General features: G+C 35.4%; 22 protein-coding genes. 20 read left to right on the forward strand and 2 right to left on the reverse strand.

Annotated elements, in window-relative coordinates; all coding sequences use genetic code 11:
• Window positions 1–8: 8 nt before the first annotated feature.
• The 20 genes from flgK to MKY00_RS08850 all read left to right on the forward strand — a co-directional run bounded on the left by flgK (window position 9) and on the right by MKY00_RS08850 (window position 17913).
• Window positions 9–1307 (forward strand): flagellar hook-associated protein FlgK, encoded by a 1299-nt coding sequence (flgK, locus tag MKY00_RS08755; RefSeq protein WP_001239726.1) that lies wholly within the window; start codon window positions 9–11, stop codon window positions 1305–1307.
• 305 nt (window positions 1308–1612) lie between these two features.
• Complete coding sequence (locus tag MKY00_RS08760) at window positions 1613–2476, forward strand: flagellar hook-associated protein 3 (RefSeq protein WP_016717064.1); 864 nt, start codon at window positions 1613–1615, stop codon at window positions 2474–2476.
• Between the two features lie 19 nt (window positions 2477–2495).
• Entirely contained in the window at window positions 2496–3905 is a 1410-nt protein-coding gene (locus MKY00_RS08765; RefSeq protein WP_016717065.1) for a flagellar hook-associated protein 2, read from the forward strand.
• Between the two features lie 22 nt (window positions 3906–3927).
• Window positions 3928–4296: a flagellar export chaperone FliS gene (locus MKY00_RS08770; RefSeq protein WP_001149522.1), complete on the forward strand. Its 369-nt coding sequence runs from the start codon at window positions 3928–3930 to the stop codon at window positions 4294–4296.
• Window positions 4286–4558 carry a hypothetical protein gene (locus tag MKY00_RS08775; protein WP_001058066.1) on the forward strand — a complete coding sequence of 91 codons (273 nt, stop codon included), beginning with the start codon at window positions 4286–4288 and terminating at the stop codon, window positions 4556–4558. Before MKY00_RS08770 ends, MKY00_RS08775 begins: the two co-directional genes overlap by 11 nt.
• A 379-nt stretch (window positions 4559–4937) precedes the next feature.
• Window positions 4938–5345 carry a flagellar basal body rod protein FlgB gene (flgB, locus tag MKY00_RS08780; RefSeq protein ID WP_016717066.1) on the forward strand — a complete coding sequence of 136 codons (408 nt, stop codon included), beginning with the start codon at window positions 4938–4940 and terminating at the stop codon, window positions 5343–5345.
• A gap of 20 nt (window positions 5346–5365) precedes the next feature.
• The gene (gene flgC, locus MKY00_RS08785; protein WP_016717067.1) at window positions 5366–5779 is read left to right on the forward strand and encodes a flagellar basal body rod protein FlgC; all 414 of its coding nucleotides are present in this window, start codon (window positions 5366–5368) and stop codon (window positions 5777–5779) included.
• Between the two features lie 17 nt (window positions 5780–5796).
• Window positions 5797–6096: a flagellar hook-basal body complex protein FliE gene (gene fliE, locus MKY00_RS08790; RefSeq protein WP_000701665.1), complete on the forward strand. Its 300-nt coding sequence runs from the start codon at window positions 5797–5799 to the stop codon at window positions 6094–6096.
• Window positions 6097–6118: 22 nt separating this feature from the next.
• Entirely contained in the window at window positions 6119–7693 is a 1575-nt protein-coding gene (fliF, locus tag MKY00_RS08795) for a flagellar basal-body MS-ring/collar protein FliF (RefSeq protein ID WP_016717068.1), read from the forward strand.
• A 13-nt stretch (window positions 7694–7706) separates the two neighbouring features.
• On the forward strand, window positions 7707–8711 hold the full coding sequence (gene fliG, locus MKY00_RS08800; protein ID WP_000883350.1) for a flagellar motor switch protein FliG: 1005 nt from the start codon (window positions 7707–7709) through the stop codon (window positions 8709–8711).
• Window positions 8698–9381, forward strand: coding sequence for a FliH/SctL family protein (locus MKY00_RS08805; protein ID WP_000051719.1), 684 nt, complete (start codon window positions 8698–8700; stop codon window positions 9379–9381). The genes fliG and MKY00_RS08805 overlap by 14 nt, the downstream gene beginning before the upstream one ends.
• Window positions 9378–10682 (forward strand): flagellar protein export ATPase FliI, encoded by a 1305-nt coding sequence (fliI, locus tag MKY00_RS08810; protein WP_016717069.1) that lies wholly within the window; start codon window positions 9378–9380, stop codon window positions 10680–10682. Before MKY00_RS08805 ends, fliI begins: the two co-directional genes overlap by 4 nt.
• 117 nt (window positions 10683–10799) lie before the next feature.
• Entirely contained in the window at window positions 10800–11210 is a 411-nt protein-coding gene (locus MKY00_RS08815; RefSeq protein ID WP_000360871.1) for a hypothetical protein, read from the forward strand.
• Window positions 11211–11220: 10 nt separating this feature from the next.
• On the forward strand, window positions 11221–12333 hold the full coding sequence (locus MKY00_RS08820) for a flagellar hook-length control protein FliK (RefSeq protein WP_029141093.1): 1113 nt from the start codon (window positions 11221–11223) through the stop codon (window positions 12331–12333).
• Window positions 12334–12336: 3 nt separating this feature from the next.
• Window positions 12337–12915, forward strand: coding sequence for a flagellar hook assembly protein FlgD (locus MKY00_RS08825; RefSeq protein ID WP_016717071.1), 579 nt, complete (start codon window positions 12337–12339; stop codon window positions 12913–12915).
• A 16-nt stretch (window positions 12916–12931) separates the two neighbouring features.
• Window positions 12932–14161 (forward strand): flagellar hook protein FlgE, encoded by a 1230-nt coding sequence (locus tag MKY00_RS08830; protein ID WP_016717072.1) that lies wholly within the window; start codon window positions 12932–12934, stop codon window positions 14159–14161.
• Between the two features lie 49 nt (window positions 14162–14210).
• On the forward strand, window positions 14211–14546 hold the full coding sequence (locus tag MKY00_RS08835) for a DUF3964 family protein (protein WP_016717073.1): 336 nt from the start codon (window positions 14211–14213) through the stop codon (window positions 14544–14546).
• Between the two features lie 240 nt (window positions 14547–14786).
• A complete protein-coding gene (locus MKY00_RS08840; protein ID WP_016717074.1) occupies window positions 14787–15272 on the forward strand; it encodes a hypothetical protein in 486 nt (161 codons plus the stop codon).
• A 128-nt stretch (window positions 15273–15400) separates the two neighbouring features.
• Window positions 15401–16309: a chemotaxis protein gene (locus MKY00_RS08845; protein ID WP_000075952.1), complete on the forward strand. Its 909-nt coding sequence runs from the start codon at window positions 15401–15403 to the stop codon at window positions 16307–16309.
• Between the two features lie 656 nt (window positions 16310–16965).
• On the forward strand, window positions 16966–17913 hold the full coding sequence (locus tag MKY00_RS08850) for a DNA-binding domain-containing protein (protein ID WP_016717075.1): 948 nt from the start codon (window positions 16966–16968) through the stop codon (window positions 17911–17913).
• A gap of 92 nt (window positions 17914–18005) precedes the next feature.
• Here MKY00_RS08850 and MKY00_RS08855 read toward each other — a convergent pair whose 3' ends face one another.
• Entirely contained in the window at window positions 18006–18806 is an 801-nt protein-coding gene (locus tag MKY00_RS08855; protein WP_016717076.1) for a flagellin N-terminal helical domain-containing protein, read from the reverse strand.
• A 241-nt stretch (window positions 18807–19047) separates the two neighbouring features.
• A complete protein-coding gene (locus MKY00_RS08860; RefSeq protein ID WP_074585825.1) occupies window positions 19048–20409 on the reverse strand; it encodes a flagellin N-terminal helical domain-containing protein in 1362 nt (453 codons plus the stop codon).
• Window positions 20410–20616: the final 207 nt, after the last annotated feature.

Raw genomic sequence — 20616 nt, forward strand, 5'->3', positions numbered from 1 at the left:
GAAGCATTATGCGATTATCTGATTACAATACCCCGTTATCGGGTATGTTAGCGGCCCAAATGGGATTACAAACGACGAGACAAAACTTATCAAACATTCATACACCTGGCTATGTGCGCCAAATGGTGAATTACGGATCTGTTGGAGCGAGCAATGGCCATACGCCAGAACAGAGAATTGGTTATGGTGTACAAACGTTAGGTGTTGATCGTATTACAGATGAAGTGAAGACGAAACAGTTTAACGACCAATTATCTCAGCTCTCTTACTATAATTATAAGAACTCGGTTTTATCACGAGTAGAGTCTATGGTAGGAACGACAGGCAAAAATTCACTATCTAGTTTAATGGATGGATTCTTTAATGCTTTTCGAGAAGTTGCAAAAAATCCAGATCAATCAAACTATTATGATACGCTAATTTCTGAAACTGGGAAGTTTACAAGTCAGGTAAATAAACTTGCGAAAAATTTAGATTCAGTAGAAGCGCAGACGACAGAAGATATTGAAGCGCATGTCAATGAATTTAATCGTCTTGCTGACAGTTTAGCAGAAGCGAATCAAAAAATTGGGCAAGCTGGTACACAAGTGCCAAATCAACTTTTAGACGAACGTGACCGTATCGTTACAGAAATGTCTAAGTATGCCAATATAGAAGTATCTTATGAATCTATGAATCCTAATATCGCAAGTGTTAGAATGAATGGCGTTTTAACAGTGAATGGACAAGATACATATCCATTGCAATTAAATAAAACGAAAGAACCTATGTCTGTTGAAATTTACGGTTCGGAAATTCCTTTAACTAGTGGGGCAATAAAATCTGCAATCGATACGAAAGGGCAGATTGCTAGTTATAAGAAAAATCTTGAAGAGTTAATGGGTTCAGTGAAAAATCAAGTAAATACAGTGATGGGAAAAGACTTCTTCGTTGGAGATTATGCGAAAGAGTTGAAATTAAATCCAGAATTTGCGAATGATTTTTCGAAAATGAAAATATCTGCTGAAACTGCAAATAAATTGGCAGGAATTACAGATGAAGATTATAAAGATGGTCTTTCATATAAAAAAGCATTAGACCAATTCATAGTGAAGGTAGCATCTGATAAAAGTGAAGTGAACGGTTATCAAAAAATTCATGGAGACTTATTAGAAGGTATTCAGCAAGAAAAGATGAGTATCGAAGGCGTGAATATGGAAGAAGAAATGGTTAATTTAATGGCCTTCCAAAAATACTTCGTTGCGAATTCTAAAGCTATTACTACAATGAATGAAGTGTTTGATAGTCTGTTTTCAATCATTAGATAATGAGAGGTAAAAACAAAACCCTTTTCTTTTATGTTTGAAGAGAGGGCCAGCAGAGTGTAGAAGCGGTCAGTGCCTAATAGAGGACCTATCGGTGTGAGACCAGAGATATGGAGCGGGTGCCAGATAAAGTAGAAGAGGAAACGACCTAGATTTGAGAATGGAACGCTTTGTAGCACCTTTTGTATAACGATGAATGAGAGGTAAAAGCGAAACCTTTTTCTTTTATGTTTGAAGAAAGAGCCAGCGGAGTATAGTTCCGGTTTCAGCTTCCAATCAATTTTCAATAGATAAAGGAGGAGATATAAATGAGAGTATCTACATTTCAAAATGCAAACTGGGCAAAGAACCAGTTAATGGATTTGAATGCCCAACAGCAATATCATCGAAATCAAGTAACTTCAGGGAAGAAAAATCTTCTTATGAGTGAAGATCCACTTGCAGCAAGTAAATCATTTGCAATTCAACATTCGTTGGCAAATATTGAACAAATGCAAAAAGATATAGCGGATTCTAAAAACGTGTTAAGTCAGACAGAAAATACATTGTCAGGCATTGTGAAATCTTTAACGAGAGCGGATCAATTAACAATACAAGCATTAAATGGACCAAATGGTGAAAAAGAATTAAAGGCAATCGGTGCAGAAATCGATCAAATTTTAAAACAAGTTGTATATTTAGCGAATACGAAAGAGCAAGGTCGTTATCTTTTTGGTGGAAATAATGCAGAGAAACCTCCATTTGCGGATGATGGGACATACCAAGGTGGCGAAAAAGATGTAATGTGGAAGCTAAATGACGGTTATGAAATTAAAGCTTTTCGTAATGGCGAGAACTTACTAACTCCTGTTATTCAAACGTTAGTAAAGATGAAAGATGCGATGCAAAGTGGTGATCAAAAGGCGTTGCAACCGATTTTAACGGAAAATAAGAAAAACTTGGATAGTGTTATTAATCGTACAACAGAAGTGGGAGCAACGATGAACACTGTAGAGACGTTTAAGACAATTTTAAGCGAGCAAAATCTAGCACTTCAAGAAAATCGTAAAGAAATTGAAGATGTTGATTTAGCAGTAGCAATTTCTGACTTGGCGTATATTAACGCGACGTATGAAGCGACGCTTAAAGCGGTTAGTACGATGAGTAAAACGAGTATTTTAGACTACATGTAAAAAATAAGGAGTGAGAAATATGGCAGGAACGATAACAGGTATTGGCGGTAGACAACAGATTTGGAATCTCGGAAATAACATGATCGATACTTCTAATTTCGTTGAATTAGAAATGAATGCGTTAGATATGAGAAAAACACCGTATACAACTGAAAAGAATAGCCTTTCACAAGATAAACTTTTATATACAAGTTTAAAATCGGAATTCAGTTCTTTCACACAAACATTTAAAAATTTAGCGGCTTTTAAAGGGAATGAGAAAAAGGTAACAACATCACAAGACGGTTATATTAATGTCAAAGCTGATGGTGGAGCTATTGCGGGAACTTTTAATATGAAGATTACACAGCTTGCGCAGCGCCATCAAATAGCTTCTGATGAAATTAAAGATATAGATGCAAAGCTTAATAGAGATGAAACATTAAAACTAGGTGATAAAGAACTAAAAATAACATCTGATATGACATATAAGGATTTAATTAATAAAATTAATGATGGAGATTATGGTGTATCAGCTTACACACTTGGAAATAAAATTTTTATGACCTCAAAAAAAGAAGGAAAAGATGGAGTAATTAATTTTGAGGGGAACACATCTAAATTTTTTCAAGATATAGGGTTAGCTAATGAGAAGGGTGCAGCGATCCATATAATCAATGAAGCGCAAAATGCTGAATATACGATTAATGGTATTACAGGTAGCAGCTCCACCAATACAGTTGAAGCCCTTCCAGGTGTGAAAATTGAATTATTAAAAGTAACTGAGCAAAAAGTAGAGGAAAAGCCAGTAGAAAATCCGGGCGGAGAAAGTACAGAGGTTGATCCAAAGACAACAGAGGCACAAGCAAAAGGGATAGAGCTGAAGTTTACAGTAAGTGACTCAAACGTAACAGACGCATCAAATGTTATTAAAAAAATGGTTGCGGATTATAATAAAGCTGTTTCTACAGTAGATATCTTTGCTGGTAAAGGCGGGGCGTTCCAAGGTCAAGCTATTATGCAAAGTGTACGCCAAGCGATGAATAGCGTCGTAACATTTTCTCAAGATGGTAATTACTTATTCTCATTTGGTATTCAATTAAAGCAAGATGGAACGATGGAAGTTAATGATGAAGCATTAACGAAAGCGTTAAAAGAGAAGCCGGATGCAGCGAAGCAATTTTTCTTTAGTTCTAACGGATTAGGGAAAATGATGGAAGAACCACTTGAAAAATTATTTGGTGATAAAGGTGTAGTAGGAGAACGAGTAAAAAGTATTGATTCACGTGTAAGTGATTTAGATAAAAAGATTAAAGATATTGAAGCACAAAACTTGCAAAAACAAGATGAAATTGTGAAGAAGTATCAAAAGCTAGAAAGTACATTAGCGGCACTAGATAGCCAATTAAAAACAATTAAAGCAATGACAAAACAAAAAAGTGATGATTAATGAAAGTTGAGGAAGTGATCGTATGCAAGCATGGCAACGTTATATGCAAAATGATATTATGACGAGTAATCCGATTAAAAATACAATTTTTATTTATGAAAGATGCATTGTAGAGTTTCGTAATTTAGAAGAGCTTTTACATACTTTTAAACTACAAGAGGGAGATGCGCTTCTTGAGAAGTTAGAACGTATTTTTGAAGAATTAAAGCTTCAATTAAACCCTGAGATTACGAAAGATTTATATGATAGTCTTTATGGTTTATATGACTGGATTAGTGTTCAAATTCAAACGATGAAAGTAACACGTGAAGCGAAAGATATTGATGCGATTGTGAAAGTGTTACAAGATTTAATTGACGGTTATCGCGGAGCGCTTGAAAATGAACAATGATATTTATCGAGCATTTGTCGGCTGTTTTAATGAAATCGGTGAATTGCAAGTGTCAGATGAAGAGTTTGCTGAGAAGAGCGCGATGTTAAATCGCTGGATGATGACATTGGATGAAGAAACGCGCGCACAAGTTGCGGCAGAAGTAAGTCCATTTATTATTAAGGCAGCACAGCATATTCGAGATAAGCAAAAGATTTTGGAAGAAATGATTATGACAAATGATGGGCGAATGAAAGCAAATTCATTTTACGGTAAATATTAATTATAAAGTGTGGAAACGGATCCCCCTTATTAAAAGGGGATCCATTCCTTCATGTAAATGAAGAATTCCGCTGATTGAGGTTTCATTTTATGACTGTAAAAAAAAGAAGTAATCTAAATAATGTAAAAAATAATCTGCAGCTAGTCGTAAATATGTTGAAATATTATATAGATTACTACGCGTATACAGTTTTTTTGTATTCTTTTTTATATTTTTGTATTTTTCTAAAGACAACAATGTAAAAATGGAATAAAATATGTAAGGGTACATAATAGTTAATATTTTAATAAACACATATAAGAAATTAAATAATGAAGTGAAACTTCCATCAGTGGATTATTATGCCAAAATGATAAGTTAAAAAGGAAGGGTGTGGAGTATGCCAGATTTAGTGACTGATGTAAGCCATTATATGAATTATTTAGTGACGAAACGAAATACTGTTTCTAGTAATATTGCAAATGCGAATACACCTGGCTATAAAGCACAAGACGTTACATTTGCTGAGCAAATGAATAAAAGTAGTGCATTATATAAGAGTAATACTGCGGATTTAAAGACTAATGCAGATTTATATCAAACGAATGAAATGCACTTACCGACAGTAAATACGAAAAATACATATGCGAAGATTCAAACGAAGTCAATGCAAACGAATAAAGATGGAAATAGTGTGGATGTAACGACAGAAATGCTAGATTTAATGAAAACAAACCAATTGTATGGGATTTCAATTAACGCAATTAATACACAATATGCAATTAACCAAGCAGCTCGCGGACGTTAATAGTAGAAGGAGAGACAACGATGTTTCAGGCAATTAATGCAAGTGGATCAGGGCTAACAACAGCGAGAAAATGGATGGAAGTTACTTCAAATAATATTGTAAATGCCAATACAACGGCAGCTCCGGGGGCAGATTTGTATGAGCGCCGTAGTGTAGTGCTTAAATCAAATAATAGTTTTGCGAATATGTTAGACAGTGCACCGACTAACGGGGTGAAAATAAAAAGTATTGAGGCAGACAAAACTGAAAACTTAGTGTATGATCCGACGCATCCGCATGCAAATGAAGAAGGGTATGTACGGTATCCGAATGTTGATGTGACTGCTGAAATGACGAATGTAATGGTTGCTCAAAAAATGTACGAAGCAAATACAAGTGTATTAAATGCGAATAAAAAAATGCTGGATAAAGATTTAGAAATCGGCCGAGGATAAAGGGGGAATATGGGAAGATGAAAATCCAACCAATGTTACATACACAGCCATTTGGCGCGATTCAGTCAATTGGTGCACCGAAGAACACGCAAGCATCTGTAGTCGAGGGGAAGAAGTTTATCGATTTATTGGAAGATATGAATCAAACACAAAACAATGCGCAAACAGCTGTATATGATTTACTAACAAAAGGAGTAGGAGAAACACATGACGTTTTAATTCAGCAAAAGAAGGCTGAGTCTCAAATGAAAACGGCTGCTCTTGTACGTGATAATCTTATTGAAAATTATAAGTCACTAATTAATATGCAAATTTAGGAAAATGGACGGGTGTGTTTAAATGGAAAAGTTAAAAAATGTTTTCCAATCGTTAAAAACGTGGCATAAGTTAGTCATTGGTGCTGCGCTTTTAGCAATTGTAACAGGAGCACTTTTATACTTCACCTTGCCAGATAAATATGTTGTTGTATATCAAAATTTAAATGATGCAGACAAGCAAGAGATTACAGCAGAATTATCGAAGCTAGGTGTCGATTACCAATTAGCAGCCGATGGTTCGATTCGTGTGCAAAAGAATGATGCTCCATGGGTTCGAAAAGAAATGAATGGAATGGGCTTACCGTTTAACTCAAAAAGCGGTGAGGAAATTTTATTAGAAAGCTCGCTCGGTTCAAGTGAGCAAGATAAAAAAATGAAGCAAATTGTCGGTACGAAAAAGCAATTAGAGCAAGACATTGTAAGAAATTTTGCGACAGTTGAAACGGCAAATGTTCAAATTACATTACCTGAAAAAGAGACAATTTTTGATGAAGAAAAAGCAAAAGGAACAGCTGCAATTACGGTTGGTGTAAAGCGTGGTCAACTATTAACGGCTGATCAAGTTGCGGGTATACAGCAAATGATCAGTGCAGCAGTTCCTGGTGTAAAAGCAGAAGAAGTAAGTGTGATTGATAGTAAAAAAGGTGTTATCTCAAAAGGGGCAGATGAAGCACATGCTACTAGTTCCTCTTCTTATGAGAAAGAAGTAGAGATGCAGCACCAAATTGAAGGTAAATTAAAGCAAGATATCGATGCAACATTAATGACGATGTTTAAACCAAATGAATATAAAGTGAATACGAAAGTATCTGTAAACTACGATGAAGTTACACGTCAGTCTGAAAAATATGGTGATAAAGGTGTACTTCGTAGTAAACAAGAGCAAGAGGAAAGCTCTACTGCGCAAGAAGGTGCAGATACGAAGCAAGGCGCTGGTATTACAGCGAACGGCGAAGTACCAAATTACGGTACGAACAATAATCAAAATGGCAAAATTGTCTACGATAATAAAAATGGTAACAAAATCGAAAACTATGAAATAGATAAAACAGTTGAAACGATTAAGAAACACCCAGAGTTAACGAAAACAAATGTTGTTGTATGGGTAGATAATGATACGTTAGTAAAACGAAGAATTGATATGACAACTTTCAAAGAAGCAATCGGCACAGCTGCTGGGCTTCAAGCTGATCCGAATGGAAACTTTACAAATGGTCAAGTTAACGTTGTAACTGTTCAGTTTGATCAGCCGAAAGAAGAGAAGAAGAAAGAGCCAGAAGAAAGTGGTATAAACTGGTGGTTAATCGGTGGTATTACAGGTGGCTTATTAGCGCTCTTTGGTCTAATATGGTTCTTCTTAGCTAGACGTAAGAGAAAGAAAGAAGAAGAGGAATATGAAGAATACTTAGCAGAAGATGAAGTTGCTGCAAGTAGTGAAAGTATTATGGAAATTCCTGAAGAGAAAATAGTACCAGAGCCAAAACCTGAGCCAGAACAACCGAAAGAACCGACGTTAGATGAACAAGTGCAGGATGCTACGAAAGAACATGTAGAAGGTACTGCAAAAGTAATTAAAAAATGGTTAAACGGACAGTAAGGGAGGAACAACGATGTTAGATGAAATCTCCTCCAAAGAAAAAGCTGCCATCCTCATTCGTACATTAGATGAAGAGGTGGCAGCAAAAGTCATTGAATATATGACGGCTGAGGAAAAAGAAGTGTTGCTTCGTGAAATCGCGAAGTTTCGTGTATATAAACCAGAAACGTTAGAGAATGTGCTAGGGGAGTTCTTATATGAACTAAATGTAAAAGAATTGAACTTAGTCACTCCAGATAAAGAGTACATTCGTCGCATATTTAAAAATATGCCAGAAGACGAGCTTGAAAAATTATTGGAAGACCTTTGGTACAACAAAGATAATCCATTTGAATTTTTAAATTCACTTACAGATTTAGAGCCACTTCTTACAGTGCTGAATGATGAATCACCACAAACAATTGCAATTATCGCTTCTTACATTAAACCGCAACTTGCTTCTCAATTAATTGAGAGATTGCCAGATCATAAGCGAGTAGAAACGGTAATGGGGATTGCGAAACTAGAACAAGTTGACGGTGAACTCATTAATCAAATTGGTGAGCTATTAAAAGCAAAATTAAATAATATGGCATTTAGTGCAATCAATAAAACAGATGGCTTAAAAACAATTGTGAACATTTTAAATAACGTTTCACGAGGCGTTGAAAAAACAGTCTTTCAAAAGCTGGATGAAGTTGATTATGAGTTATCTGAGAGAATTAAAGAAAATATGTTTGTCTTTGAAGACTTACTTGGTCTTGAAGATCTTGCGCTTCGCCGTGTGTTAGAGGAAATTACAGATAACGGTGTCATTGCAAAAGCGCTTAAAATTGCAAAAGAAGAAATTAAAGAGAAATTATTTACATGTATGTCTTCAAACCGTAAAGAGATGATTCTGGAAGAATTAGATGGCTTAGGACCACTTAAGATGACAGATGCTGAGAAAGCGCAGCAAATGATTACAGGTACGGTGAAAAAGCTAGAGAAAGAAGGAAGAATTATCGTTCAAAGAGGTGAAGATGATGTCCTTATTTAAAAACAGAATTCCGAAGAATTCTGTTTCTTTTTCTGAAGAAACGTATGAATTACAATTTCCAAAACCAATACCAGTTCACGTAGAAGAAATACAAGTAGATCATGAAGAACTTCTTGCGCAGCAACAATCGTTACATGTTGAACTAAATCAGTTAAGGCAAGAGCAGCAAATATTAGAGCGAGAGCGTCAGCAGCTATTACATGATCAAGAACAATTTCAAATGCACGTTCAGCAGCAGATGAAAGAAATAGAATCGGCACGTCAGCAGTTTCAAAAAGAGCAACAAGAAACTGCATACGAATGGACAGAATTATTATGGGATCAATCTTTCCAACTAGCAGAAAAAATTGTGAATCAAGCAGTAGATACTAGATTGCTTGATGTGTTACCTATTTTAACTGGCATCGTTCAAACGTTACCTACTTCGTTTGAAAAACTAGTTATTACCGTACATCCAGAAACGTTTGAACGTATTCAAGAAGAGAAGGAAAATACGAAAGAATATTGGTTGCTACAATTAGTAGAATGGAAATATGATTTCTCCTTACAGTTCGGTGAATTTGTTCTAGAAGAGGAGAAAGAGTTCTTTGAATTTAAGTTTGCACCTATATTTGCGAAACTTCGCCAGAAATGGGAAGAAGAGAAGTTATTTGAGGAGCAAAATGTATGAATCGACTATTAATGAATGAAAACCAAAAATGGAATACATTTATTGAAACACCGTTTTATACGAAAGTCGGTAAAGTTCATAGTGTGCAAGAGCAGTTTTTCGTAGCGAAGGGACCGAAGGCGAAAATCGGTGATGTTTGTCTCGTTGGAGAACATAGCGTCTTATGTGAAGTAATTGCAATTGAAAAAGAGAACAATATGTTACTCCCGTTTGAACAGACAGAAAAAGTATGTTACGGAGATTCCGTTACATTAATTGCAGAAGATGTTGTTATACCTCGTGGTAATCATTTACTCGGAAAAGTGTTAAGTGCAAATGGCGAAGTGTTAAATGAGAACGCTGAAAACATTCCGCTGCAAAAAATAAAACTAGATGCTCCGCCTATTCATGCGTTTGAACGTGAAGAGATTACTGACGTATTTGAAACGGGAATTAAATCCATTGATTCTATGCTAACAATTGGTATCGGTCAAAAAATTGGTATTTTCGCTGGATCTGGTGTTGGGAAATCTACTTTACTCGGCATGATTGCGAAAAATGCAAAAGCGGATATAAACGTTATTAGTTTAGTAGGAGAACGTGGCCGAGAAGTAAAAGACTTTATTCGAAAAGAATTAGGCGAGGAAGGTATGAGGAAAAGCGTCGTTGTCGTAGCGACGTCAGATGAAAGTCACCTTATGCAACTTCGCGCTGCTAAGCTTGCGACATCTATTGCGGAATACTTCCGAGACGAAGGCAATAACGTACTACTTATGATGGACTCTGTTACTCGTTTTGCAGATGCGCGTAGAAGTGTTGATATTGCTGTTAAAGAGTTACCGATTGGTGGTAAAACACTTTTAATGGAAAGTTATATGAAGAAGCTGTTAGAGCGATCTGGGAAAACACAAAAGGGGTCTATAACAGGTATTTACACTGTACTCGTTGATGGAGACGATTTAAATGGTCCTGTACCAGATTTAGCACGTGGTATTTTAGATGGACATATTGTATTAAAACGTGAACTTGCAACGCTCAGTCATTATCCTGCTATTTCCGTGCTAGACTCAGTAAGTAGGATTATGGAAGAAATCGTTTCACCAAATCATTGGCAACTTGCAAATGAAATGAGAAAAATTTTATCTATTTATAAAGAAAATGAATTGTATTTTAAATTAGGAACGATTCAGGAAAATGCAGAAAATGCTTATATTTTTGAATGTAAAAATAAAGTAGAAGATATAAATACATTTTTAAAACAAGGTCGATCAGATCGTTTCCAATTTGCTGATATTGTTGAAGCAATGCACCATATAGTATAAGACCTTGCGCGATGCAGGTCTTATTTTTTTGTTTTTTAATATTTCACAGATTTTTTTGGAAAAAAACTATATAATAGAAAAAGAGAGCGTTATAATAGGAAGGGGCTATAAAAACAGGTGGATAAGCAGCAGTACGACACGATAAAATTGCAAATAAATCAAGAAAAAGAACAGATTTTGAAAGAAGTGTATGAATTAACAGCTGAAAAAAGAAAAATAGAGCAAAAAAAAGAATATGATTTATATGTTGTAAAATCGCGTAGTAAAGTCGTACAAACTGGGCAGCGAATTATGGCTGGCATGCTTTCGTCACATACGTTTTCACCTGAAAGAATAGAAGAATGGAATCGGAAAATTAAAAAAACGGAAGATTTTATTCAAAAAAATGAAAGCCTTTTAGAACAAGTAAAAGAAAAAGAACGTGTCATTGATGAGATGTATCAAGAAGATTGTAGAAAGCTTGCGAAAATACGAGAAAAGCAGGAAGAAAAAATGCTTCTTGATTTGAAAATGTGTATGAATGGATGAGGTGAATGTAGTGATACAGTCTGTATTACCGGTGCAACAAAGTTTACCTCCGCAAAAAGAAAAAGGGCTAGAAGTACAATCTAAAAGTGAAGATTCTTCATTCGATCATGCGATGAGAATGGAAAACAAAAAGCAGCCGCAAACGGAGAAAACAAAGCGAGAAGATGCACCAGAAGATAGAAAAGAAAACATTCTTTCTAAAAAACCGGAAACGAAAGAAGAGCCAAGTGTAAAGAAAGAAGAAAAAAAAGAGACAGAACAGTTATTGTTAGCTGTATCTGAGCAAATGGTTGCAATTGAGAAATTACGTGTGCAGCCAGAATTGTTATATCAATACATACAAAAAATACAAGAGTTATATAAAGAATATGGAAATATAAAACTTAACGAATTACCCGCAGGGGAATTACAACAATTACAAGAACTTCTTTCCAATATAAATATCAAAAATGCTATATGTTTAGAAGATACAATGCAAATGGCATTAGACAAAGTGAAGATGCCAGAGCAAATGATGCAAGTATTGAAAGTGGTAGAAACAGAAACTTGTAATATTGCAAAGAAACAAGAAGAGTCTAAAGACTTAGATGGAGATCTTCCGAAAGCTGAGAGTGAAGATATCAAGGTAGAGTTGCCAGAAGGTGATGTATTCAACGATTCGAATTCTGCCGGTGCGGAGTTATTAAATAAAGCGACGAGTACTGATCAAATAGGAAAATCCAATAGTGGCGCTGAGAAAGTTTCATTGCCTGACTTAGGAAAGAAAATGGAAGCACAAGTAGAAGCCTTGCAAAAGTTTGTAGTGAAACAAGAACGTGTGTTATTTCAGTTAAATCCAGAAAAACTCGGTACATTAACAGTGTTTATGAAAAAACATGGAGATCAAATTGATGTTCACGTAGAAATGGAAAAACACGATGCGAAAAAACGTGTGGAAATCATTTTTGATGAATTGAGATTGAAGTTAAAAGAAAAAGAAATCAACATTCAAATTAGCTATGCAGATAAAGATGAAAATCGTAAAGAGCAGCGAGAACACGAACAAAGGCAAAAACAAAAATTAGCAAGTACGACACATGAGAAACAAGAATCAAAAGAATTTGCGGGATTATTGGAGGAATAAAGCGTGCCAACAGTTGGATTAAATACAACGAGTACAAACCATATTCCATTACAAGCAGGAGTACAGAATAGGAACGCATCTGTTAACGGTGCACAACCGGCAGTAGGACAAACAAATGGAGTATCAGCAGGAGAACAAAAGACTCCTGGTGTAATGGGGAAAGATGATTTCCTAAAATTATTTTTAGCGAGCTTTCAACATCAAGATCCATTTAATGCGATGGATATGAATCAAATGATGAACCAAACAGCGCAATTATCTCTTATGGAACAAGTACAGAATATGACGAAAGCGGTAGATAAACTGCAATCAACGATGTATTCAACAGCGCTTGATGGTGGAATGAAGTTTTTAGGGAAGTATGTAAGAGGTGTTGACGGTGATGGTAAAAAAGTCACTGGTCAAGTAGAGACAGTTCGCCTCGCAGAAAATAATGAGGTACAGCTCGTTATTGATAATAAAGTCGTATCTCTTCGTTTCGTTGAGAGAGTGTCTGATAAACCAATTGGAGACACGAATCCAGAAGATGCAAAGAAAGACGAGCAAAAAGTAACGGAAGAAGTAAAAACTACAAATTCATAAGGAGTGTCCATACGTTATGATTAAAGCGTTATATACAAGTATTACAGGAATGAATGCAACACAAAATGCATTAAGTGTAACTTCAAATAATATTGCCAATGCACAAACAGTAGGTTATAAAAAACAAAAAGCAATGTTCGATGATTTACTATATAACAACTCAATCGGTGCAAAAGGTGATGGGAATTACGCAGGAACGAATCCGAAAAGTATCGGTAACGGTGTGAAAATGAGCGGTACAGTTACAGATTATAGTGATGGTACAATTACGCTAACTGGTGGAAAAACACAAGCAGCAATGGAAGGTAATGGTTTCTTCGTAGTAGGTGATTCAAAAGGTGGTAATATGGAATTTACTCGTAAAGGTACGTTTGGGATATCTTCAGATTACTATATTACGAATACAGAAGGCCAATACGTATTTGCATACCCTGCAAATGAAGCAACTGGTGAAGTTGATTTATCTGGTATTCCTGGACCGTTGCAAATTCCAATGGGAACAGCAATTGGTGGTATTCAAACAACGAAGGGTACAATTAAAGGGAATATTCCGGTGAGTGAAAGTAAAATTACGCAAGATTTACCGTTTTATGATGATGCCGGTAATACATGGACGATGCGTGTAGAATTTACGAAAACGAATGACCATGAGTATACGTATAGCGTTCAAAGACGAAATGACTCAGTAAAAGATTCAAAGTTTGAAGTAGTGACAGGACAAGGTTCAACAGGTACTTTGAAATTTAATGGCGTTGGAAATCCAGACCCGGTACAACAAGGAGCAAATATCCCGTTTAACGGCGGAACGATAAATTTAGATTTCAGTAAATTAACAAACCATCCGACAGATAAAACATTATCAGTAACAGAGGTAGACGGTAGAGCAGCAGCAACTGTTAAAGATTGCTTTATTGCTGACGGTGGATATGTAATGGTAAAATACTCTGATGGAAGTATGAAATCAGCTGGTCAGTTAGCTGTTGCGATGTTCCCGAACGAAGGTGGACTCATGAAAACAGGTAACGGTAACTATACAGCGACGAATACAACTGGTATTTTAGCACTTGGTGCATCTGGTCAAAACGGTGCAGGTAAAATACGTGGTGGTGCACAAGAAGGTGCAAACGTAGATTTATCCGTAGAATTCGTTGACTTAATGTTATACCAACGCGGATTCCAAGGAAATGCGAAAGTAATTAAAGTGTCAGATGAAGTATTAAATGAAGTTGTAAACTTAATTCGATAATATATAATAAAGAAAAATTGTAATGTAGTAGAAAGGGTTTTTCATTCGTATGACAAGACAAGAGCGAATTTTACAATTGCCTTTTTTCGAAAATAAACGTGACCTTGCTGAGCAAGTGTTAAAAATGGAACGAGAAGAGCATGTATATTTACCAGATCAATTTGAAATTAAGCAAGTGCCTCCCTATTCATTTGGTGAAAAACAAGCAATCATTGGCCGTATTCACGAATTTTATTTCGTAAGTATTGGTAGTGAGGGCGAGTGGAAGTATCAACTGTTTAAAGATGAAATGAAGTGCCGTGAGTTTTTTGTTACGTTGCCAGATATCGCGGATCAGCAGATAGCATTCTGGTTCAATAACATCGAGTTACTGAAAAGATCTTAAAAAAGATTTTAAAAGCTCTTTTTTATGTTTTGAGAGAGGGTCGAGCCGTATGTGGTAGCGGTTGGGGCTTATGTGGTGCTCGACCGTTGTTTGAAGACCAGAGATATGTAGAGCTACTAGGGTAGTTTAAATAGATTTAAGCGAAGTGTAGTATGAATAATGCTTGTGGTCTTAACGTGTTTGATGTACTAATAAGTTTATTTGTGGCGATAGATTTCTATAAAAGGAGAGGTGAGGAGGATGGCGCAGAATAAGTATCGCGTTACATTCATTTCGCCGAGTGAGGTTGAGCAGCGGACTGTCATGACGGCGAGTAGTTTGCCAGATTTAATTCGTAAAGTAGAGAGTATTATTGCAGATCCTAACGGTTATTTTGTAAATGATAAAAAAAATAATTGCTATTTTAAAGTGATTAAAGAGAATGTTACATTCATTCAATATGAGTTGCTATTTTCAGATAAAGAGATTCATATTGAAAAATTAAAACATATAGCACCGGCAGTATTAAAACGATTATTTGCAAAAATAAATGATCCGGAACTATATGCACTTGCGCTACTGGATGTTGATATAGCAACGAAAGAATATGTGCTAGAAGTAATGAATGCAGAGTTAAGAATAAGAGTAGAAACAGAGCTTTCGAAAAAATGGGAAGCGATGCCGACAGAAATTGTAGGAGCGCAAGAAGTGCTATTAGAAGCACTTGCTTCGTTTATACAAGAGTAATTGTCTTTTCAAATAAAGAAATGAATCGTTCGACTATCTATATTTTTTATATAGGTAGTTGACTTTTTCGTTTTAATAAAGCTTAATAATTAGATATACGGAAATAATGAAAGGGGAGCGACACCTTTATGTCACAAGCACAAAGTATTTTATTAGAAAGCGGAACAAATGAATTAGAGATTGTTACATATACTGTTGGTGAAAACCTATTTAGTATTAACGTAATGAAAGTACGTGAAATCATTAATCCATTCCCTGTTACAACTGTGCCAGAATCTCATCATGCAGTTGAAGGTGTTGTTCAAGTACGCGGTGAAATTTTACCAGTTATTAACTTAGCGACAGCTCTTAATTTAAAATCAACAAAGCCACTTGATCAAACGAAATTTATCATTTCAGAATTAAACCAAATGAAAGTGATTTTCCGCGTTGATGAAGTGCATCGTATTCAACGTATTTCTTGGGAGCAAATTGATGAACCAGCTTCATTATCTATGGGACTAGAAGAAACGACATCTGGTATTGTAAAACTAGATGGAAAAATCATCTTACTATTAGATTACGAGAAAATCGTATGTGAAATTAGCGGTACTGGTTATGATAATAAATCACTTTCAAAATTAGAACAAAAAACAGATCGCGGTGAAAAAATTATTTATATTGCGGAAGATTCAGCAATGCTTCGTCAAATATTAGAAGAAACATTATCATCAGCTGGATATACGAAAATGAACTTCTTCAGCAATGGTGCAGAAGCGTTAGCGCAAATTGAAAAGCTAGCGAAAGAGCAAGGAGAAAAAATGTTTGAACATATTCACATGTTAATTACGGATATTGAAATGCCGAAAATGGATGGACACCATTTAACGAAAGTAATTAAAGATAGTGAAATCATGAATCGTTTACCAGTCGTTATTTTCTCTTCCTTAATTACAAATGAATTATTCCATAAAGGCGAAGCGGTAGGAGCAAATGCGCAAGTAAGTAAGCCAGATATTCAAGAGTTAATCGGCTTAGTAGATAAGTTAGTGTTGTAAAAGATTTTTAAAAGCACTTTTTTGCTTGAATAGAAGCTTTAGCCATGTGTGGCAGCGGTTAGTGCCTAATAGAGTCCTATGCCATGTTAAGACCAGAGATATGTAGCGAGTTTTTTAGGTAAGTGGAAGAAGTGGGGCAGTGAGAGTGGTGGTGGCGGTTAAGCCACACGCGATGTGAGGTTTTAATTGAAGATTTGTAGATTCTACTTATAACTCTATTCTTTTAGTGGAGAGAAGGGAACTAACCGTGTGTAGTATTGGTTAGTTCCTTTTTAGTGTTTTATACTCTGTATAGGTGGAAAGATGGGGTGTTTGTGGTTGTATGTATGAAAAATCTTCATTTGAAGATTTTTGATTTAAAAATATAAAAATGTATCTTTGGATTTTTTAGTAATATTTCGTGATAACGCAAATTTTTTCGGTGAAATTACATTCTAAATACCATATAATATAATTAAAAGTGATTAATATGCAATTGTGCATATTAATGAAAAAATCTTTTTCTATTTCTATACTTTCTATACATTTTTGTATGTTTATTATTTGACAGACAATTTCGAAATGTTATAATATGGATATGTAAAAATTGCTATTTTCTGAAAAGACATGGGAGTCAGATGAGAATTGTGAAAGGATGAGGGGGAGTGGCACAGATTATGTATCACCACACAGCAATCAATGTATTAAGTCTCTTACAAAACATGTCAAATAATAAAATGAACGATATGCAACTAGAAGCGGAATTTAAAAAAATAGAAAAACAATTCCAAGTAAAATATGAAGAACTAGTTGATTTACATAATAGAATGGTATTATTTCAAATAGATATAGAAAAACATGGCGGAATGCGAGCATATGAAAAATCAACGATCACATGGCTCAAGTCTGAACTAGAGTTACTGTATGAAGTGTATCAATTTTGCCAACGTCACGGTTTAAACATTATTAACATTTCAAAATATGTTAGTAAAAATGAACTAAATCTTTTCCCGAAAACAGAAAGTCAATTACAAAATACGTATTACAAATTAAAAAAACGTGAAATACCGTTTGAAAATATTGAAAAACAAAAACCTGGACGAAAACGAAAATATACACCTGTAAAAGAAACAATCGTTGAAATGAAAACAGAAAACAATCAAGTATTAAAAGAGGAAATCCAGCATAAAGAGAGTGAAAAAAGCCTCGTAACAGTTATATCTGGTATCGTTGATAACTTTGAAACAATTAGTCAACATAGTGAGAGAAAAGAAGATGAATTACATCAGTTTATGGAAGGGATTTATAAGCTTTCTAACATGGCTGCAGGGCATTTCAAAGAAGAGTCGAATAGAAGTAGTCTGGAGAGTGAATTGCGAGCGCTACGATCGGAAAATGAACGATTAAAACGAGAAAAAGAAGAACTTCTGCAAGATGTGAAAGATATGACGCAACATTTAACTAATTTCATTAAAAGTTCGGATGTCAATCAAATTCGTAAATTACCAACCTTCGTACAAGAATGTAAAATAGAATTAAATAAGCTAGGTTTATATAATCCACAAGATGGAAAAATGAAAATAAGGATCGACCGTAGGGGACAAGTTATGACGGTAGCACCATAGAAGTATTGGGTACAAAATAAAAGGGAGATACATAGTTTATATGTATTTCCCTTTTATTTTGTATGGAATCGTTTCAAAGAGTGGAATGACAATTATGATTGCAGTAATTTATATACCATTTGCGGAATTTGATTAGCTTGTGAAACCATACTAAGTGCAACTTCAGTTAACAATTTATATTTTAAAAAATCACTCATCTCCTGCGCCATATCCGCATCCTCAATTCGGGAAGCAGCATCTGTTAACGCTGTACTTTGACTATTTAAATTTTCGATATTAAATTGCAGACGGTTAATCATAGCCCCGAGATCGGCACGGTGAAGTGATACATTTTGTAAAGCTTCTTCAATTTTACGAATCGCCGCTCTTGCTTCTTTTTCTGTTGAAATGTTGATGTCATGTTGTGTAGGGGAAGGGGGAATATGTTTCTTTACATTTACTGTATGACCAATATCACCTAACGTAACAGGCCGGTTTTGTCCATCAAATACGGATAAATCATTAAACTCAGTCGTCTCATCAATATAGCCAATTTGTTCTGTTAAAGATTGAAACTCTTTATTAAGTGAATCACGGTTTTTACTGGAATTTGTACCATTTGCAGATTGAACAGCTAAATCACGCATACGCTGTAAAACATTCGTCACAGTTTGAAGGGCAGCTTCCGCTGTACGCAGCATCGATATCGCATCCTCATTATTTCGAATCGCCACGCGCATACCACTCGCTCTCGCATGCATACGAGTCACAATCGCAACATTTGCAGGATTATTAGAAGCATGATTCAACTTCTTACCAGTCGCCAAATGCTCCATCGCAACATTCATACGTTTTTCATTCTCGTATAGTGATTGCCTAGCATTCATACTCAAAACATTCGTACCAATACGCATAATAGACACTCCTTATAGATTGATATAGTCGGTATCTCTTAATCTAATAAACAGCTATAAACAGAAAAAGAGACGTATGCTTATCTTCTAGTTGTGTTTTAACATGAAAGGGGGATAAAGATAGGCACTGACCGCTTCTACGCCACGCGGATGCTCTCTTCCATCACAAAAAGGAAGGTTTTACAAAAAATAAACCTCTCCGCAAGCAGAGAGGTTTATTCATGAAACTAACTCAAATGGATTATTGTAATAGTTTAGAAACCATTTGTGGAGTTTGGTTCGCTTGAGAAAGCATGCTAATACCAGCTTCGTTCAAGATTTTGAACTTAGTCATTTCAGACATTTCTTTCGCCATATCAGCATCTTCTACTTGAGAAGCAGATGATGCCATAGCTGATTGTTGACTCTTAAGGTTGTTTACGTTAAAGTCAAGACGGTTTAATGTAGCACCTAGAGTTGCGCGGTTGTCTGCAACTGTTGTAAGAGCTTTATCAATAGCAGCAATAGCAGCTAGTGCTGCGTCTTTACTTGTTTCTGCAGTTGTTTCTGTAGTTGTTTCTGTAGTCGGTTTTACACCTTTAAAGGCATTAAATATGGCCTTTGCGTCATCTTCCCCTTTATCAGTTTCAAATTTCTCGAAAGCTTTTGTAATTTTTTCAGCATCTTCAGTGCTTAAAGAAGTTTTGATTTTATCAAATTCCCCTTTAGCTTTTGTAACGTCAGCTTCCATTGTGCCTGAATCAGGATTTTCTAGTTTAGCTACAGCTTTTGTAACCGCAGATAAATCTACCTTAGCTGGTGCTGCTGCTGATTTATCAACAGGAGTTACATCCTTAACTGCATTAAAGATAGCCTTTGCATCATCTTCCCCTTTATCAGTTTCAAATTTCTCGAAGGCTTTTGTAATTTTTTCAGCATCTTCAGTGCTTAAAGAAGTTTTGATTTTATCAAATTCTCCTTTAGCTTTTGTAACGTCAGCTTCCATTGTACCTGAATCAGGATTTTCTAGTTTAGCTGTAGCATCTTTAAGGGCAGTAAGATCTACTTTAGTAGGGTCAGTAGTACCTTCAGATTTACCAATAGAAATGTTGTTAATACCTAATTTGTCAAGAGTAACAGCTTTTAAGTCAATACCGATTTGTTGACCTGTAGTACTTGAGTCAAGTGTTTGGATGCTAACAGTGCTGTCTTCTTTTAATAAGTTTTTATCATTGAATTGAGTGTTGTCTGCAATATAAGTAATTTGTTTTTGTAATTCAGCAAATTCTTTTTGTAATGCAGATTTGTTATCGTTAGTGTTCGTACCGTTAGCAGATTGGTTAGCAATGTCACGCATACGAAGTAAGATGTTTGATACTGAGTTCATTGCTGAGTCAGCTGTACGGATTAATGCCATACCGTTTTGTGTGTTGTCAGCAGCAACACCTAATCCACTTTCACGTGCACGCATACGAGTTGCGATTGCAAGACCTGCTGCATCGTCAGAAGCGTTGTTGATACGTTTACCGCTTGATAAACGGTCCATAGCGTTGCTCATTTTAGCTTGGTTTTGGCGCATGTATTCTTGCGTACGCATGCTATTAATGTTTGTATTAATTCTCATGTAAAAGAACCCCCATTTTTTTATATTGACTTTTCTGCAAATTGAAAAACGGTAATATGCGAAAAAATCGATTTCGAATTTATTGTAAGCCTTGCTATAATGGGTGTCAACTGAAAATTTGAATTAATAAATATAAAAAAATAACAGTTTAACAATTTAGTCGTTTTTTTATTACAATATAATTGCAAAGGATTATTGCAAACTTTA

This window comes from Bacillus sp. FSL R9-9834 (genome assembly GCF_038006905.1).
Classification (GTDB): domain Bacteria; phylum Bacillota; class Bacilli; order Bacillales; family Bacillaceae_G; genus Bacillus_A; species Bacillus_A pacificus.

Coding starts and splice junctions, on each gene's coding strand:
- MKY00_RS08770 (WP_001149522.1), top strand. CDS start 3,928: ATGCAAGCATGGCAACGTTATATGCAAAATGATATTATGACGAGTAAT.
- MKY00_RS08775 (WP_001058066.1), top strand. CDS start 4,286: ATGAACAATGATATTTATCGAGCATTTGTCGGCTGTTTTAATGAAATC.
- MKY00_RS08830 (WP_016717072.1), top strand. CDS start 12,932: ATGATTAAAGCGTTATATACAAGTATTACAGGAATGAATGCAACACAA.
- fliI (WP_016717069.1), top strand. CDS start 9,378: ATGAATCGACTATTAATGAATGAAAACCAAAAATGGAATACATTTATT.
- MKY00_RS08765 (WP_016717065.1), top strand. CDS start 2,496: ATGGCAGGAACGATAACAGGTATTGGCGGTAGACAACAGATTTGGAAT.
- MKY00_RS08805 (WP_000051719.1), top strand. CDS start 8,698: ATGTCCTTATTTAAAAACAGAATTCCGAAGAATTCTGTTTCTTTTTCT.
- MKY00_RS08835 (WP_016717073.1), top strand. CDS start 14,211: ATGACAAGACAAGAGCGAATTTTACAATTGCCTTTTTTCGAAAATAAA.
- MKY00_RS08840 (WP_016717074.1), top strand. CDS start 14,787: ATGGCGCAGAATAAGTATCGCGTTACATTCATTTCGCCGAGTGAGGTT.
- MKY00_RS08850 (WP_016717075.1), top strand. CDS start 16,966: ATGTATCACCACACAGCAATCAATGTATTAAGTCTCTTACAAAACATG.
- fliF (WP_016717068.1), top strand. CDS start 6,119: ATGGAAAAGTTAAAAAATGTTTTCCAATCGTTAAAAACGTGGCATAAG.
- flgK (WP_001239726.1), top strand. CDS start 9: ATGCGATTATCTGATTACAATACCCCGTTATCGGGTATGTTAGCGGCC.
- MKY00_RS08860 (WP_074585825.1), bottom strand. CDS start 20,409: ATGAGAATTAATACAAACATTAATAGCATGCGTACGCAAGAATACATG.
- fliG (WP_000883350.1), top strand. CDS start 7,707: ATGTTAGATGAAATCTCCTCCAAAGAAAAAGCTGCCATCCTCATTCGT.
- flgB (WP_016717066.1), top strand. CDS start 4,938: ATGCCAGATTTAGTGACTGATGTAAGCCATTATATGAATTATTTAGTG.
- MKY00_RS08845 (WP_000075952.1), top strand. CDS start 15,401: ATGTCACAAGCACAAAGTATTTTATTAGAAAGCGGAACAAATGAATTA.
- fliE (WP_000701665.1), top strand. CDS start 5,797: ATGAAAATCCAACCAATGTTACATACACAGCCATTTGGCGCGATTCAG.
- MKY00_RS08855 (WP_016717076.1), bottom strand. CDS start 18,806: ATGCGTATTGGTACGAATGTTTTGAGTATGAATGCTAGGCAATCACTA.
- MKY00_RS08760 (WP_016717064.1), top strand. CDS start 1,613: ATGAGAGTATCTACATTTCAAAATGCAAACTGGGCAAAGAACCAGTTA.
- flgC (WP_016717067.1), top strand. CDS start 5,366: ATGTTTCAGGCAATTAATGCAAGTGGATCAGGGCTAACAACAGCGAGA.